The sequence below is a fragment of the Arthrobacter sp. GCM10027362 genome (assembly GCF_042679445.1).
In the GTDB taxonomy this organism is placed as follows: domain Bacteria; phylum Actinomycetota; class Actinomycetes; order Actinomycetales; family Micrococcaceae; genus Crystallibacter.
On record NZ_JBHTML010000072.1, the window covers coordinates 1824 to 18727 of the forward strand.

Genomic DNA, 16904 nt, shown 5'->3' on the forward strand with positions numbered 1-16904 from the left:
GGTGAGCCTGAGCTTCTGGCCGGGGTAGATGATCGAGGAAGCCTTCAGGCCGTTGGCCGAGAGCAGCTTGGCCAGGGTGGTGCCGTAACGGGCGGCGATGCCCGAGAGCGTGTCCCCGGCCTTGACCGTGTAGGTGGCGGCACCGGATCCGGTGGAAGTCCTTGCGGCCGGCCTGGCTTGGGACCCGGCGGCCGTGGTGGCGGCGCCGGTGAGCCTGAGCTTCTGGCCCGGGTAGATGATCGAGGAAGCCTTCAGGCCGTTGGCCGAGAGCAGCTTGGCCAGGGTGGTGCCGTAGCGGGCGGCGATGCCCGAGAGTGTGTCTCCGGCCTTGACCGTGTAGTTGGAAGCCGATGACGTGGACTTGGCGGACTGCGCCGACCGCGCCGCCGTCCCGGCGAGCCTGAGCTTCTGGCCCGGGTAGATGGTCGAGGAGCTCCTCAGCCCGTTAAGGCTGAGGACCTTGGAGGTGCTCAGGCCGTAGCGGGCCGCAATCGTGCTGACGGTGTCACCGGGGCGGACCACATAGGTGGCCGGCACCGCCAGGGACGGGCGCAGCATGGACGGCAACTGTGCCGCGACGTGGGAGGCCGGAACCATGCGGGTCTGCAGGGGAGCGGCGGCGCCGTCGGCCAGCCGCGGCTGCAGGGCCATGCGGGGCGCCTGTTCGGCTGTCTGGGCAGGCAACGCCAAAGCAGCCGAAGACAACACCACCGCGGGGATGGCTGCGGTGGCAGCGGCCGAAAGGAACATGCGCGATGGCTGGGCGCTGCCCAGCGCCTGGTTGCCGAGCGGACTGATGGACGGTCGCTGGTCAGACATCGAAAGTTCCTCACATTGGTCAACGGCGGATGCCGGCCCGGCTGGCTGGTCCGGACAGTGCGGGTTTACAGCTCGTATGCCACCGTTGCCGCCGATTCTGTTACTGCTGTTGTTGATGTGACAACTGTGACTTTAGTGAACTTACACCATCGCTGCAGGACGCAAAAGCGCCGTTGCCGGATTGGTACCTTGCGACGACGGGTTGGCAGGGCAAATGGATCCGGGGGACCGGACCGTGGCACGCTTGTTAAGTGAGTGAACTTGAAGAACTGATTACCGAATGGCTCCCGATTCCCGACGTTGCCGAACGGCTGGGGCTGCCGGTGAAGAAAGTCCACAGCCTGATCGATGACCGCACTGTCCTCGCCGCCCGGGTAGGGGAGCGCAACATCCGCTGCATTCCCGCGGACTTCCTGGTCGAGGACCATGTGCTCGAGAGCCTGAGGGGGACCATCGCCGTGCTCTCGGACGCCGGCTTTAAGGATGACGAAATCCTGCGCTGGCTCTTTACGGCGGACGACTCGCTTCCGGGCCGGCCGATCGACGCCCTGCGCGAGGGCCGCAAGACCGAGATCAGGCGCCGGGCCCAGGCCCTCGCCTGGTGAGCCCCCGCTGCCTGCCGGAGGTTAAGAGTCCCGCCGGACGGCGGCGTCGGCCAGGGCGCGGAGGGCGCCGGAGACCTCGGGACTGACCGCCAGGCCGTCCAGCCGTTCATAGACGGTAGCGGTCAGCTCCTCGATCATCCGTTCCGCGGCTGCCAAGGCTCCGGAACGGATGATCAGGGAGCGCAGTTCCTCGATGGTCGGATCGTCGATCAGGGGCGAGCCCAAGTGCTCTTCCAGGTACCGGCGTTCGGACCCGGAGCAATGGTTCAGGGTGTACCCGACCAGGACCGTGCGCTTGCCTTCCCGAAGGTCATCGCCTGCGGGCTTACCGGTGGCTGCCGGATCCCCGAAGACGCCCAGCACGTCGTCGCGGATCTGGAATGCTTCGCCCAGCGGCAGGGCGAACTCCGCGTAGGAGCGCAGCAGTTCCAGGCTGCCGCCGGCCAGGGCGCCGCCCAGGCATAGAGGGTGCACCGTGGAGTACTTGGCCGATTTGAAGCGCAGGATCTGCAGGGCCCGGTCCACTGCGGCGTCCGCCGGCCGGGAGGGTCCTGCCACTTCCTCGAGGACATCCAGGTACTGGCCGGCCATGACTTCGGTGCGCATCTGGTTGAAGATGCGCCGCGCCTCGCTGCCGCTGCCGGCCGGAGCGCCGATTGTAGTGAATGCTTCCTCGCTCAGTGACAGGCACAGGTCCCCGGCCAGCAGGGCCGCAGCCAGGCCGTAGCGGTCCGCGGCCAGCGACCAGCCCTGCATCCGGTGCTGGCGCTCGAACCGCCGGTGCACGCTGGGCTTGCCACGGCGGGTGTCCGAACGGTCGATGATGTCGTCATGGATCAGGGCGGCCGCCTGGAACAGCTCCAAGGCCACGCCGGCCCGGACGGCCTCCGCGGCGGCCGCTGTGCCGCCCGCGCCGCGCCAACCCCAGTAGGCCAGGAGGGCCCGCAGCCGCTTGCCGCCTTCGGTCAGGTCTGCGATCGCATCAACGAGCACGGCGGCGTCCGGCGCCGCAGCAAGCAGTTCCCCGCGCTTGGTTTCCAGGAAGCCGCCCAAGCCGGCGGCGACCGCTTGGCGGTACGCTGCCTGTTCGGCGGCGGTACCGGTCGCAAGCGTAGGGCGAAGATCCTTCATCGCCCCAGTCTATCGGCAGGGGTCCCCGTCCTGAGCCGGCGAAGGACAGGGGCGGCCGATGGACGCTATCGGCAGGGGTCCCCGTCCTGAGCCGGCGAAGGACAGGGGCGGCCGATGGACGCTATCGGCAGGGCTCCGGCTGCCCACGCGTGCGCGTTGTCCTGCACGTCCACCGTCGGTGCCGGGACCTACGATGGGAATGTGGGCAATGTCAACGAGTCGGCGGGCCAGGGACAGCCCGGCTCCGGGAACTGCAACATCATGCACGTGGACATGGATGCCTTCTTCGTGTCCGTGGAGTTGCTGCAGCGTCCGCAGCTTCGCGGACGGTGCGTCATTGTCGGTTCGCCTTCCGGCAGGTCCGTGGTGCTCTCCGCCTCCTACGAGGCCAGGCGTTTCGGTGTGCGGTCTGCGATGCCCATGGCCAAGGCCATGCGGCTGTGCCCGCAGGCTGTGGTGATTGAACCGAGCCAGGCAAAATACCGGGAAGTTTCTGCCCGCGTGATGGAGATCTTCCGGGACATCACGCCCCAGGTGGAACAGCTGAGCGTGGACGAAGCCTTCCTGGACATCTCCGGAGCGCGGCGCCGGCTGGGTGAACCCCTGCAGATCGGTGCGCTGGTCCGCCGGACCATCCGGAATGAACTGGGCATTACGGCCACCGTGGGCATCGCCGCCAGCAAGTTCGTCGCGAAAATCGCCTCGACGCACGCCAAGCCGGACGGCCTGCTGCTGATCCCGGAGGACCGTACGGTCCAGTTCCTGCACTCGCTGCCGGTCGGTGCTTTGTGGGGCGTGGGGGCGAAGACCCGGGAAACCCTCGCCCGGCTGGGCATCCGCAGCGTGGCGGACCTGGCCCACACGCCGCCCTCGGCCCTGCACAAGCTGCTGGGCGCGGCGGGGGACCAGGTCCACCGGCTCGCCTGGGGCATCGACGAGCGGCAGGTCACGCCCGAGCGCGCCGAGAAGAGTATTGGCGCCGAGGAAACCTTCGACCAGGATCTTGACGACACGGTGCAGCTGCGGCGCGAGCTGCTCCGGCTGTCCCACCGGACTGCGGCCAGGCTGCGCGCCTCCGGCCTGCAATGCCGGACGGTGGCCTTGAAGCTGAGGTACTCGGACTTCAGCACTATCAACAGGTCGCGCACGCTCCCGGAGCCGGCGGACAGTGCGCGGGAGCTGTACGCCGCCGTGGTGCACCTGCTCGAGGCGCTGGGTTCCAGGCCGCAGCCGGTGCGGCTGGTCGGACTGCGGGCCGAGCAGCTCGAACCCGGCGGGGCCGGCCGCCAGCTGTCGTTCGACGGCAGCGAGGACCACTGGCGCAATGCGGAACAGACCTTGGACGAGGTCAACCGGAAATTCGGCGGCGCGCAGGTAGTTCCGGCAGCACTCCTGCGCCGTCCGCAGCGGCCTCCGATGTCCGGCCCGCCGGGGCCTTGACGATCCCACCAGCTTTCGGTTAGGCGCTTTGCAATCTATCCTTGTGATAAGGAAATGAAGGTGTGCGGGGTGGTTCCTGGAACTCTTCGCCCGCGGAGTTCGTTGAGCCGGTAGATGACTCACGCAAGGGAATAACTCGTAGGGAATAAGGAGGCTCTGATGCCACTCTCAGAGCATGAACAGCGGCTCCTGGACCAGCTGGAGCAGCAGCTCCACGCTGATGACCCCAAGTTCGCCAGCCACATGGAGGCTGCGGGCAGCCGGTCCCTTTCCACGCGCCATATTGTGGTAGGGGCCCTGGTGGCCGTGGCCGGCGTCCTTGTTCTGCTGATCGGAATCTCGGCCCAGATCATCGCCGTCGGGGTGCTGGGATTCGTGATTATGGGCGCGGGCGTCTACTGGGCCACCACCCGCCGTCCCTCGCGGGGCCAGGCCTCCGGGCCGCGCCGGTCGTCGCCGTCCAAGGGTGGCTTCATGTCCGGCCTGGAGGACCGCTGGGACCAGCGCCGCAACGGTGAGGAGCGCTGACCTTCCCGCGGTCCGGCCGCCGCTGCGGCCGGAAACCCGTATGCAGCCTGACCGATTGTTCCACGCCGCCCGCCGGGCGGCCGCCGGCTCAATAACCGGAAGACCCGCAGTCCGCGGGTCTTCCGGCGTTTAAGGGCCGTATTTGGCGCCGCGTTTTACACGCGGCGTCCAGAACCCTCCGATGACGCCCGGGACTCGCCGGTGCTGGAAATCCCTCCACTTTGCTCCACGTCCCGGACCCCCTGTATTTCCGGGCAGAAACACCGCGAAGCCGTCAGGGAACACGAGGTCAAAAGGGGTGTCTCGTGTTGACCGGGGTTGTTGGTGGAGTAAAGTGGAGGACATCAGAGGGTAGTGGTGGACGTAGGGGGTCGACGGTCTCCTTTTGAGTCGGCAAGGCGGTGGGGATGTTCCTTGGAACGCATTCGCCGCGGCTCGACGAGAAGGGCCGCCTGATTCTCCCTGCCAAATTCCGTGAGGAACTGGCCGACGGTCTCGTGTTGACACGGGGCCAGGAACGTTGCATCTACGTCTTCAGTCAGAAGGAATTCGAACGGGTCCACGAGCAGATGCAGCAGGCGCCGATTTCATCGCGCCAGGCTCGGGACTACATTCGGGTCTTTCTGTCGGGGGCCTCTGATGAAATCCCTGACAAGCAGGGCCGGGTCACGATTCCGCCCGCGCTGCGTGCTTATGCAGGGCTGGACCGGGAACTGGCAGTGATCGGTGCGGGTACCCGCGCCGAGATCTGGGACGCCGCGGCCTGGAACGCGTACTTGGAGGAAAAGGAGGCAGCCTTCTCCGAAACGGACGAAAACGCAATACCCGGAATCTTCTGACCGTGGGACGAAGGTCCGCCGGCCGGTAACACGGCAGGACTACACGGTCGGAGCACATAGCAGGACAGCGCGGGATTCTTGAATGAGATCTCCAGCCGCCCGGCGGTGCCGTCCTGGCTCACCTTCCCCGGAGCCAGGCCAGGCACACCAGGCGCGGATGGGGGTCTGGTCCAAGAATCCTCACGCTTAAAGGACCGATCAAGACAGCACCAGGGAAACACAGCAACCAGCGGCCGGTCCCCGGCCGGCGATACGGGCAGCATGCCGGAGAGGACCAGGCGCGGATGAGCGACGAACGCCCCACCGCGGAACGGCATGTTCCGGTGCTGCGCGAGCGCTGCGTCAACCTGCTGGCACCTTCCATCGAACGCGCCGTCGAAGCTTCCGGCCGGGCTGTGGTGGTCGATGCGACCCTGGGGATGGGCGGCCACTCCGAAGCCATGCTGCGGCGCTTTCCGAGGCTGCACCTAATCGGCATCGACCGTGACGAGCAGGCCTTGGCCCTGGCCGGTGAACGGCTGGAGGAATTCCGCGACCGGACGGACCTGGTGCACGCGGTCTACGACCAGATCGGCGAGGTGCTTGAGGAACTGGGCGTGGACGGGATCGACGGCGCCCTGTTCGACCTTGGCGTTTCCTCGCTGCAGTTGGACGAGCGGGAGCGGGGCTTTGCCTATTCGTATGATGCGCCGCTGGATATGCGAATGGATACCGGCCGCGGGATGACTGCCGCCGATGTGGTCAACAGCTACAGCGAGGAGGACCTGGTCCGGATCATCCGGATGTGGGGCGAGGAGAAATTCGCCGGCCGGATTGCCACCGCCATTGTGGCTGCCCGCCAGGCCGAGCCTTTCTCCACCACCGGCCGGCTCGTGGACACGATCCGTAAGGTGGTCCCGGCCGCGGCGGCCAAGTCCGGCGGGCATCCGGCCAAACGGACTTTCCAGGCGCTGCGGATCGAAGTCAACGAGGAACTCCATGTCCTGGAGCGGGCCATTCCGGCGGCAATGGACGCCCTCGCGCTCGGCGGCCGGATGGTGGTCATGTCCTACCACTCGCTGGAGGACAGGATCGTCAAGGGCTTCTTCGCTGCCGGCTCCCGTTCCTCGGCGCCCCTGGGCTTCCCGGTGGAGCTGGAAGAGCACAAGGCCCGGTTCAAGAGACTCACCAAGGGCACGGAGGTGCCCACCGAGGACGAAATCAAGGAAAATCCGCGGGCGGCTTCGGCCAAACTGCGGGCTGTGGAACGGATACGGAACAGGAGCGCTTCATGAGTGCAGCAGCGATGAACGCAAGGCCGGCCAGCCAGCCTGCGGTCTTCGGGAGCAATGCCCGGACGCTGGCCGGCACGCACGAGCGCGGAAACGTTTCGCCAAACGGTTCCCGGTCCCCGCGGCGGACCCCGCTGTCGGTGGTGGCCGGTGTGCCCGCCCGCCGGCGCGTGCCCTTCGTCCTGTTCTGCTTCGCCGTGCTGGTTGCCGCCCTGGGCTGCGTGCTGATGCTCAACATCTCGGTGTCGGGCGGTCAGTACGAGATCGTCGAGCTGCGCGGGAAGCAGGTCAGCCTGGAGCAGCAGAACGAGAAGCTGACACAGCAGCTGGAAAACAACCGGGCGCCGCAGAACCTGGCGGCTTCCGCGGCCAAGCTGGGCATGGTGGTGTCGCCGTCGGTCGGTTCCATCGACCTGGAGAAAATGAAGGTCGTGGGCAAGCCGAAGGCCGCCGACGCCGGAACGGCGCCGAACCGGCTGGTGGCCCGCCCCGAGGTGCCGGGACAGACCCCGCCGGCGGCCAGGCAGAAGCGGGCCGACGCGGCCGCCAATGCGGAGAAGGAAGCGAAGGCACAGCAGGCGAAGAAGGCCGAAGCGGCGGCCAGGGCCCAGGAACAGGCCGCGGCGTCGTCGTCCGCGGGCCAGGCCGGCGGGCAGGCAGCCGGCCGGAACGCCGCTGAACGCAAATTCACCGAAGCCGAACTGAACGGCGGCACAATTCCGGCCCCGCAGCAGCGGACGGGGCAGTAGGCACTGGGAGGGGACGCAGGCAGGGAACGTATAGGACCCGACGTGGCAAAAGCGCAGGAGGCGGGCCGGGACGGCAGGCCCGGGGTCATGGCCGTCCGGGTCCGGATTGGCCTTGTCCTGGTACTGGTGGCCCTGGTGGTGCTCGGCGGCAGGCTCTTCCAGCTCCAAGGCCTGGACACCGCCGGAATGGCACAGGCCGCGGTGGAGAAACGGCTGCGGACCTCGGAGATTCCCGCCCTGCGCGGACAGGTCCTGGACGCCAACAACAACGTGCTCGCCCGCAGCGTGCAGCGCTTCGACATCGTGGTGGACCAGCGCCTGGTCAAGGACTACACCCGGTTCAACCCGAAGACCAAGCAGTCCGAGGACGTGAAGATCACCGACGCCATCGGCAAACTTGCGGAGGTGCTCGGCCAGAAAACGGACACCGTCTCCAAGGCCGTGCTCGGGGACCGTCCGTTCAACTACGTGGCCAAGGCCGTTACCCCGGAGGTGAAGAACCGCGTGGAGGCGCTGTCCTTCCCGGGGCTGCAGGCGCAGGAGACCACCATCCGCAATTACCCGAACGGCGAAGTGGCCGGCTCCATCATCGGCTTCCTGGGCTCGGACGGAAAACCGCTGGCCGGCATCGAGGCAACCCAGGACGAGGTTCTCTCCGGGACTCCGGGCGAGCGCACCTATGAGATCGGCGCGGACGGCATCCGGATCCCGGTGGCCACCAACAAGGAGGTGCCGGCCACCGACGGGCGCAGTGTGAAGCTGACGCTGAACTCCGACGTGCAGTGGTTCGCCCAGGAGACCATCGCCGCCCAGGTCCGGGACTACGGGGCCGAGTACGGCAACATCGTGGTGGTCAATGCCAAGACCGGCGACATCATCGCCATGGCTGAATCCACCACCCCGGATCCGAACGATCCCGGTGCCACGCCGGTGGAACAGCGCGAGCCGTTCTCGGTGACCAAGGCCTTCGAACCCGGCTCGACCACCAAGATGATCACCATGGCCGCCGCCATCGAGGAAGGCATCACCACCCCGACCACCACGTACACGATCCCGCCGACATACTCGGTCAACGGCCAGAAATTCACCGACGCGGTCCCGCATGGGACGGTGGAACGCACCACCGCAGGGATCTTCGCCAAGTCCATGAACACCGGAACGGTCATGATCGGCCAGCAGCTGACCCGCCAGCAGCGCTACGACTACCTGCGCAAGTTCGGCATTGGCGAGCAGTACGACATCGGCCTGTCCGGGATGACCCCGGGCCTGCTCGCCAAGCCCGGGGACTGGGACGGCCGGCAGGAATTCACCGTGCTCTTCGGCCAGGGCCTGGCCCAGACCGCGCTGCACACCGCCATGGCCTACGCCACCATCGCCAACGACGGTGTGCGGATGCAGCCGCGGCTGATCGACGGCTATCTGGACCCGGACGGCACCGAGCACAGGCAGCCGCGGGCCAAGGGCATCAAGGTGGTCTCCAAGAAGACCGCCGGCCTGGTCCAGGACATGCTCGAGACCGTCTCGACCCAGGGCGGCGGCCTGCCGGGTAAAGTGGATGACTACCGGGTTGGCGTCAAGACCGGCACCGCCGAGGCCCCTTCCGAAAACGGCGGCTTCAGCGGCTACACCATTTCGATGGCCGGGATGGCCCCGATGGAAGATCCCGAATTCGTGGTGGTGGCCACCATCCAGCGGCCGAAGGGCGGGGTCTTCTCGCTCACGGCCGGCCCGCCTTTCAAAAAGGTCATGGCCCAGGTGCTCAGCACCTACAACGTGCCGCCGTCCACCACCAAGCCGGTAAAGCTGCCGCTGGAATAGTACTGCCGCCGGCAGCAGTGATGAATAGCAGACAAACGAAAGCGGAGAAATCCTTGCCCTCGCCCACCTCGTCCCGACGGTCCGCCTCGCCCATGCGTCCGGAGACGGTCCGTGCCATCCCGCTGGGCAGGCTCGACGCCGTCCTGGAGCAGCTGGGGCTGCCGCGCATGGTTCCGGCGTCCGGGACCGAGGTGGATTGGGACAGCACCGTGACCGGGCTGTCCATCGACTCGCGCGGCGTGGAGCCCGGGGACCTGTACGTGGCGCTGTCCGGGGCCAGGTTCCACGGGGCGCAGTTCGCGGCCGCCGCGGCCGCCGCCGGCGCGGCGGCCATCCTCACCGACGACGACGGGGCCCGGCTGGCCGCGGACCAGGACCTCGGCGGCATTCCGGTGCTGCTGGCGGCGAACCTGCGCGCGCTGGTGGGCCCGCTCTCCGCGGTGGTCTACGACAGCCAGCCGGAGCAGGGTAAGCGGCCGGTGCTCTTCGGCGTGACCGGCACCAACGGCAAGACCACCACCACCTACTTCGTCAACTCGCTGCTGGCGGCCCTGGGCCGGACCACGGGGCTGATCGGCACCATCGAGATCCTGGCCGGCGGGGAGCCGATCCCCAGCGCGCTGACCACCCCGGAATCCCCGCAGGTGCACGGCCTCCTGGCCCTGATGCGCGAGCGGGGGCTGGACGCGGCAGCGATGGAAGTCTCCTCGCATTCGGTGTCCTACCGCCGCGTGGACGGCGTGGTCTTCGACGTGGCCGGCTTCACCAACCTGACCCAGGACCACCTGGACCTGCACGGCAGCATGGAAGAGTACTTCGGGATCAAGGCGGAACTGTTCACCCCGGAGCGGGCGCGGCGCGCCGTGGTCTGCGTGGACGATGACTGGGGGCGCGAGCTGGCGTCCCGGGCGGCCGTGCCGACGTTGACCCTGAGCACCGCCGGACGGGCCGGCGAGCTGGCCGACGGGCGGAAACCGGCGGACTGGAGCGTCCAGGAGGTGGTCCGGGAGGGGCTGGGACACCGCTTCGAGCTGCACGGGCCCGGCGGGGCCCGGCTGCGGCTGCACACCGGCCTGCCCGGCATCTTCAACGTGGCCAATGCCGCCCTGGCCGCCGTGATGGTGCTGGCTTCCGGGGTGGAGCCGGCGGCGCTGCAGCAGGCCGTGGACCGCCATGATCCGTTCACCCTCCCGGTGCCAGGCCGGATGCAGCTGGTGGCGGAGCAGCCGGCTGCGATCGTGGACTTTGCCCACAACCCCGATGCCCTCGAGCGCACGATTTCCTCGGTGCGCCGGCCCGAACCCGGCGCCCGGGTGATTGTCGTCTTCGGCGCCACCGGGGAGCGCGATGCCACCAAACGCCCGCTGATGGGCGCGATCGCCGCGCGGCTGGCCGACGTCGTCGTCGTCACCGACGACGATCCGCACGGCGAGGACGCGGCCGCGATCCGCAGCCAAGTCATGGCCGGCGCGCTGGAGGCCCGGCGCCGGGAAGGCCTGGACACCGAGATCCTGGAGGTCTTCCCGCGGGCGGAGGCCATCGACCGCGCCGTCGCGCTGGCAGCTGCCGGGGACACGGTGCTGGTGGCCGGCCGCGGCCACGAGGTGTGGCAGGAGGTCAACGGCGAGAACGTGGCGCTCGATGACCGGGTGGAACTGCGGCAGGCCCTGCGGCGGCACGGATTCGAAGTGCCTGACGGCAACGCGGTAAAGTCCTAACTCGACATGATTGAACTAACTGCAGCCGAGATTGCCGCCATTACGGGCGGAAAAGCCATGGGGGGGACGGCTGGCGGTGCGGCCGATGCCGCCTCGGTCAGCGTGACAAGCGTCACCACCGACTCCCGCGAAGTCCGCCCCGGATCCCTGTTCGTAGCCAAGCCGGGCGAGCAGTCCGACGGCCACCTGTATGTGCCCGGGGCCTTTGACGCCGGTGCCGCGCTGGCGCTGACCGAGCGTGAGGTCCGCGACGAGGCCGGCCGGCTGCTGCCGCAGGTCGTGGTGCCGGACAGCGTCCTGGCCATGGGCGCCGTGGCGGCCGAGGTGGTGGCACGGCTGCGGGCCGGCTCCGGGCTGGAGGTCGTCGGAATCACCGGCAGCGCAGGGAAGACCACCACCAAGGACCTGCTGGCCGGCATCCTGGCCCAGGTCGCCCCCACCGTCGCCCCGGTGGGCTCCTACAACGGCGAGGTCGGCGTGCCGCTGACGGTGTTCAACGCCGACTACTCCACCCGCTACCTGGTGTGCGAGATGGGCGCCACCGGCATCGGACACATCGAGTACCTGGCGAAGCTGGTCCAGCCGGACGTCGGGGTGGTCCTGGGCGTCGGCACCGCCCACGCCGGCGAATTCGGCGGCGTGGAGAACATCGCCAGGGCCAAGGGCGAGCTGGTCGAGGCACTGGCCCCGGCCGGGACCGCCGTGCTGAACGCCGACGATTCCCGGGTGCGCGCGATGGCCGCCCGGACCTCCGCGAGCATCCTCTACTTCACCGCCGGCGAGGACTTCACGCCCGGCGACGACGGCGGACGCAGCCAGGTGCTGCGCGCCCGCGGCGTGCGCACCACCACCGAAGGGCATCCGGAATTCACCCTGCGCTTCCCCGACGGGGCCGAGGAGCACATTGTGTCCGGCCTGATCGGCAGCCACCACGTGGCCAACCTGCTCGCCGCCGCTGCGGCGGCCTGGGTCCTGGGCATCGATCCCGGGACCATCGCGGCCGGGCTGAACGGGCGCGGGCCGGCGAGCCGCTGGCGGATGGAGCGCACCGAGCGCCCCGACGGCGTCACCGTGATCAATGACGCCTACAACGCCAATCCCGAGTCCATGCGCGCCGCGCTGCGCACGCTCGCCGAGCTGGGCCAGGGCCGGCGCACCTGGGCGGTGCTGGGCGAGATGCTGGAGCTGGGGGACGCATCGGTCCAGGAACACGACGCCCTCGGCCGGATCGCCGTGCGGCTGAACATCTCCCGGCTGATCGTGGTGGGCGCCGGTGCCAAGGCCATGCACAACGCTGCCGTGCTGGAAGGATCCTGGGGTGACGAGTCCATGTACGTGGACACCCCGGACGAAGCCTTCAACGTACTGCAGGAACAGCTGCGGCCGGGGGACCTGGTCCTCTTCAAGTCCTCCAACGGTGCCGGCCTGAGGCTCCTGGGCGATCGGATCGCCGCGGCAGCCACCGCTGAAGCCGCGGCAGCGGACAGCGCGGAGCAGAACACCGGGAAAGGCGAGCGTCGATGATTGCCCTGCTGATCGGCTCGGCGCTCGCGCTGGTGCTGTCCCTGCTCGGGACGCCGCTGTTAATCAGGCTGCTGGTGAAGAAGGGCTACGGGCAGTTCATCCGCGACGACGGGCCGACCGCGCACCATACCAAGCGCGGCACGCCGACCATGGGCGGCGCGGTCATTGTGGGCTCGCTGGCTGTGGCCTATTTCGCCACCCACCTCATCCTCTGGCTGGCGGACCGCAGCCACCCCGGACCGACGGCCTCCGGCGGCGTCCTGCTGCTGCTGACGGCGGGCATGGGGCTGGTGGGCTTCCTGGACGACTTCATCAAGATCTCCAAGCAGCGCAGCCTGGGCCTGCGCCCGCGCAGCAAGGTCATCCTGCAGGGCATCGTCGGCGTCCTCTTCGCCGTGCTGGCCCTGAACTTCCCGAATGCGCTGGGACGGACCCCCGCGTCCATGAACATCTCCCTGGTGCGGGACGTTCCCTGGCTGGATCTGGCCTTCGCCGGCACCCTGGTGGGCACCATCCTGTTCATCATCTGGTCCAACCTGATCGTCACCGCCGCCACCAACGGCGTGAACCTGACGGACGGGTTGGACGGGCTCGCGGCCGGAGCCTCGGTCATGGTCTTCGGCGCCTACATGCTGATCGGCATCTGGCAGTTCAACCAGAGCTGCGGTTCGGTCAAGGTCGCCGGCGAAGTCTGCTACGAGGTCCGCGATCCGATGGACCTGGCACTGATCGCCGGCGCGCTGGTCGGTTCGCTGATCGGCTTCCTGTGGTGGAACACCTCCCCGGCGAAGATCTTCATGGGGGACACCGGCTCGCTGGCCATCGGCGGGGCGGTTGCCGGCCTGGCCATCCTGTCCCGGACCGAGCTGCTGCTGATCATCCTGGCCGGCCTGTTCGTGCTCATCACGATGTCGGTGATCATCCAGGTGGTTTTCTTCCGCCTGTCGGGCGGCAAGCGGGTGTTCAAGATGGCGCCGCTGCAGCACCACTTCGAACTCAAGGGCTGGGCCGAGGTCACGGTGGTGGTCCGGTTCTGGATTATCGCCGGGCTGTGCGTGGCAGCGGCCTTGGGCATCTTCTACGGTGAATGGGTGGTTGGGCTATGACCGGGACGAACAGCGGCCGGCTGGACTCACTGATCAGCTGGGACGCGGACTGGGCAGGCCTGCGCGTGGTCGTCACCGGCATCGGGCTCTCCGGCTTCTCCGCCGCGGACACGCTGATCGAACTGGGCGCGCACGTGGTGCTGGTGGATGCCGTCGAATCCGAACAGAGCCTGGCCAAGGCGGACACGCTCAAGATCGTCGGCGCCCGCGAGGTGCTGCTCGGGGAGGAGCACACGCGCACGCTGCCGCTGGTCGACGGGCAGCCCGCCGAACTGGTGGTGACCTCGCCCGGCTGGAGTCCCCGGCATCCGCTGCTCGCGGCGGCGGCCGAGGCCGGCATCCCCATCTGGGGAGACGTGGAGCTGGCCTGGCGGGTGCGCGAGCGGGCCGGCCGGCGGACCGCCGACTGGCTGACGATCACCGGCACCAACGGCAAGACCACCACCGTGGGGCTGGCCGAATCCATGCTGCAGGCAGCCGGGCTGCGGGCCATCGCCGCGGGCAACGTGGGCACGCCGATCCTGGATGCCGTGCGGGACCCGGTGGGCTATGACGTGATCGCCGTGGAGCTGTCCAGCTTCCAGCTGCACTGGTCCTCCTCGCTTTCCCCGCTGGCCAGCGTCTGCCTGAACGTGGCGCAGGATCACGTGGACTGGCACGGCTCCTATGAGGCCTACCTGGCGGACAAGGCCAAGGTCTACGCCAATACCCGGATTGCTTGCGTCTACAACGCCGAACAGCGCGAAACCGAGGCCATGGTCGAGGAGGCCGACGTCGTCGAAGGCTGCCGTGCCATCGGCTTCACCACCGGCATCCCGGGGGTGAGCATGCTCGGGGTGGTGGACGACCTGCTGGTGGACCGGGCCTTCATCGAGGGCCGCCGGCACTCGGCCGCGGAGCTGGCGGCGATCAGCGACCTGGGCGAAGTGGTCCCGCGCCACCTGGTCGCCAATGCGCTGGCGGCCGCGGCGCTGGTGCGGGCCTACGGCGTCCAACCCGGGGCAGTGCGTGCCGGCATCCGCAACTACAAGCACGGGGCGCACCGGATCCAGCTGGTGGCCACCATCGGCGGGGTGCGCTGGATCAACGACTCCAAGGCAACCAATCCGCACGCCGCGGCGGCGTCGCTGGGCGCCTTCGACCCGGTGGTCTGGATCGCCGGCGGGCTGTCGAAGGGCGTGAACTACGACGGCCTGGTCAGCGACCACGCCGGACGGCTCAAGGCCGTGGTCCTGATCGGCAGGGACAGCTCCGGGCTGCTTGGCTCGCTGCGGCGACACGCGCCGGATGTCCCGGTGATCAGCGTGCCGCCGGGAGACACTGGAGAAGGGCAGGCCGCCGATGCCGGCGGGGAGGTCATGGCTGCGGCCGTGGTCGCCGCTGCCGGGTTTGCCGCCGCCGGGGATACCGTGCTGATGGCCCCGGCCTCCGCGTCCATGGACCAGTTCACCTCCTATGCCCACCGCGGTGACGCCTTCATCGCGGCGGTCCGCCGGCTGCAGGAGGGACCGGCGCAGACCGCAACAGAGCCGTAGGCGGAGCAGAGGAGCAAGCGTGGCCACCATCCCCGGAACCCGCCCCGCGGTGCGGCTGAAACGGCTGCTGGATTTCGTGGACGGAACCGGCAGGGAACCTTCCGGCCTCACCTACTACCTGATCCTGGGCACCACCTTGGCGCTGACCGCCATCGGCCTGCTCATGGTGCTCTCCTCCTCGGCGGTGGAGTCCATCGCCGAGGGGGAGTCACCCTTCGGGCTCTTCCTGAAGCAGGGGCTCTTTGCCGTGGTCGGGATCGTGCTCATGCTGGTCCTGTCCAGGTTCCCGGTGGCGCGGTTCAAGAAGCTGGCCTGGCCGGCGGTGGGGATCTCGCTGCTGCTGCTCCTGCTGGTCTTCACCCCGCTGGGCCAGGACGTCAACGGCAACCGGAACTGGATCAAGCTCCCCGGCGGCATGACTGCGCAGCCCTCGGAAGCGGCGAAGCTGGGCCTGAGCCTCTGGATGGCCAGCGTGCTGGCGCGGAAGGGGCCGATGCTATCCCAGTGGAAGCACGCGGTTGTTCCCGTGCTGTTCCCTGTAGGCGCGCTCGTGGTCGGGCTGGTTTTGCTGGGGAACGACCTGGGCACCGCCATGATCATCCTGCTCATCGTGGCCGGGACGCTGTTCATCGCCGGCGTCCCGATGAAGTTCTTCGGCATTGCCGGTTCCGGCGTCGGTGCGCTGGTGCTGCTGGCGGCGCTGACCAACTCGAACCGGCTCAGTCGCATCACCATGTGGATGGACCAAAGTTGCGACGATACGACCGGTCTGAACATGCAGTCCTGCAACGGCCTGTTCGCCCTCGCCTCCGGCGGCTGGTGGGGGGTGGGCCTGGGCCAGAGCCGGCAAAAATACAGCTGGATCCCGGAGGCGCACAACGACTACATCTTCGCCATCATCGGCGAGGAACTGGGCCTGCTCGGCACGCTCGTGGTGGTGGCGCTGTTCGGCATCCTGGCCATTGCCGTGGTGCGGACCGTGCTGCGGCAGCAGGATCCCTTCGTGCGGATCCTGGCCGGGGCCATCATGGTGTGGATCATCGGCCAGGCGTTCGTGAACATCGGCGTGGTCACCGGGCTGCTGCCTGTCATCGGGGTGCCGCTGCCGTTCATTTCCTACGGCGGGTCGGCGCTGACCCTTACCCTCTCGGCGGTCGGTGTACTGTTGTCCTTTGCCCGTTCCGCGGGCAAGGCCGGCCGGCGGCAACCAGTCGGAACCAGCGGTTAAGACAACCCGCTACGGAACAACCAAGCAAGGTGCAGCAGCAAGACATGAAGAACCAGAAACTGTCAGTGGTGTTGGCCGGCGGCGGCACCGCCGGCCACATCAGCCCGCTGCTGGCGATCGCCAGGGCCATCAGGGCCGGCGCGCCGGAGGCGAAAATCCTGGCCGTGGGCACCGCCGCCGGGATGGAGACGAGACTGGTGCCGGCCGCCGGGTTCGACCTGGCCACCATCGAGCGGGTGCCCATGCCGCGGCGGCCGTCCGCGGACCTGCTCAAGCTGCCGCTGCGCCTGGCAGCGGCGGTCCGGCAGGCCGGACGGATCCTCGACGACGCCGGAGCGGACGTCGTCGTGGGCGTCGGCGGCTACGTGAGCACGCCGCTGTATGTTGCCGCGCGCCGGCGCCGGATTCCGCTGGTGATCCACGAGGCCAATGCCCGCCCGGGCCTGGCCAACCGGCTGGGTGCGCGGTTGACCGAACACGTGGCGGTGGCCTTCCCGAACACCCCGCTGCCCCACGCGCGCTGGGTGGGCATGCCGATGCGCCGCGAAATCGCCGGGCTGGACCGTGGCGCCGGCCGGGATGCGGCCCGCGCC

At 68.6% G+C, this 16904-nt stretch carries 15 protein-coding genes; 13 read left to right on the forward strand and 2 right to left on the reverse strand.

The window, feature by feature from the left end; genetic code table 11:
- A partial coding sequence (locus tag ACFQ36_RS11875; RefSeq protein ID WP_377013858.1) for a LysM peptidoglycan-binding domain-containing protein occupies positions 1–819 on the reverse strand: 819 nt, incomplete at its 3' end.
- 251 nt (positions 820–1070) lie between these two features.
- Here ACFQ36_RS11875 and ACFQ36_RS11880 point away from each other — a divergent pair.
- Entirely contained in the window at positions 1071–1424 is a 354-nt protein-coding gene (locus ACFQ36_RS11880) for an Rv2175c family DNA-binding protein (protein WP_377013860.1), read from the forward strand.
- A gap of 21 nt (positions 1425–1445) precedes the next feature.
- Here ACFQ36_RS11880 and ACFQ36_RS11885 read toward each other — a convergent pair whose 3' ends face one another.
- Positions 1446–2555: a polyprenyl synthetase family protein gene (locus ACFQ36_RS11885; RefSeq protein ID WP_377013862.1), complete on the reverse strand. Its 1110-nt coding sequence runs from the start codon at positions 2553–2555 to the stop codon at positions 1446–1448.
- Between the two features lie 261 nt (positions 2556–2816).
- On the opposite strand from ACFQ36_RS11885, the gene dinB reads away from it, so the two are divergent.
- The 12 genes from dinB to ACFQ36_RS11945 all read left to right on the forward strand — a co-directional run.
- Entirely contained in the window at positions 2817–3995 is a 1179-nt protein-coding gene (gene dinB, locus ACFQ36_RS11890; protein WP_377013883.1) for a DNA polymerase IV, read from the forward strand.
- Between the two features lie 159 nt (positions 3996–4154).
- A complete protein-coding gene (locus tag ACFQ36_RS11895) occupies positions 4155–4523 on the forward strand; it encodes a DUF3040 domain-containing protein (RefSeq protein WP_377013864.1) in 369 nt (122 codons plus the stop codon).
- A gap of 407 nt (positions 4524–4930) precedes the next feature.
- Positions 4931–5362, forward strand: coding sequence for a division/cell wall cluster transcriptional repressor MraZ (gene mraZ, locus ACFQ36_RS11900; RefSeq protein ID WP_377013866.1), 432 nt, complete (start codon positions 4931–4933; stop codon positions 5360–5362).
- Positions 5363–5646: 284 nt separating this feature from the next.
- Positions 5647–6636: a 16S rRNA (cytosine(1402)-N(4))-methyltransferase RsmH gene (rsmH, locus tag ACFQ36_RS11905; protein ID WP_377013868.1), complete on the forward strand. Its 990-nt coding sequence runs from the start codon at positions 5647–5649 to the stop codon at positions 6634–6636.
- On the forward strand, positions 6633–7382 hold the full coding sequence (locus tag ACFQ36_RS11910; RefSeq protein ID WP_377013870.1) for a hypothetical protein: 750 nt from the start codon (positions 6633–6635) through the stop codon (positions 7380–7382). Before rsmH ends, ACFQ36_RS11910 begins: the two co-directional genes overlap by 4 nt.
- Before the next feature lie 42 nt (positions 7383–7424).
- A complete protein-coding gene (locus tag ACFQ36_RS11915; protein WP_377013872.1) occupies positions 7425–9200 on the forward strand; it encodes a peptidoglycan D,D-transpeptidase FtsI family protein in 1776 nt (591 codons plus the stop codon).
- 92 nt (positions 9201–9292) lie between these two features.
- Complete coding sequence (locus ACFQ36_RS11920; protein ID WP_377013885.1) at positions 9293–10918, forward strand: UDP-N-acetylmuramoyl-L-alanyl-D-glutamate--2,6-diaminopimelate ligase; 1626 nt, start codon at positions 9293–9295, stop codon at positions 10916–10918.
- Between the two features lie 6 nt (positions 10919–10924).
- On the forward strand, positions 10925–12442 hold the full coding sequence (gene murF, locus ACFQ36_RS11925) for a UDP-N-acetylmuramoyl-tripeptide--D-alanyl-D-alanine ligase (protein WP_377013874.1): 1518 nt from the start codon (positions 10925–10927) through the stop codon (positions 12440–12442).
- A complete protein-coding gene (mraY, locus tag ACFQ36_RS11930) occupies positions 12439–13548 on the forward strand; it encodes a phospho-N-acetylmuramoyl-pentapeptide-transferase (protein ID WP_377013876.1) in 1110 nt (369 codons plus the stop codon). Before murF ends, mraY begins: the two co-directional genes overlap by 4 nt.
- Positions 13545–15083, forward strand: a complete 1539-nt coding sequence (gene murD, locus ACFQ36_RS11935) for a UDP-N-acetylmuramoyl-L-alanine--D-glutamate ligase (protein WP_377013878.1) — start codon at positions 13545–13547, stop codon at positions 15081–15083. Before mraY ends, murD begins: the two co-directional genes overlap by 4 nt.
- Positions 15084–15102: 19 nt before the next feature.
- Positions 15103–16311: a putative lipid II flippase FtsW gene (ftsW, locus tag ACFQ36_RS11940; protein WP_377013879.1), complete on the forward strand. Its 1209-nt coding sequence runs from the start codon at positions 15103–15105 to the stop codon at positions 16309–16311.
- Between the two features lie 44 nt (positions 16312–16355).
- Positions 16356–16904, forward strand: a 549-nt coding sequence (locus tag ACFQ36_RS11945; protein WP_377013881.1) for a glycosyltransferase, incomplete at its 3' end; no start/stop codon positions are given.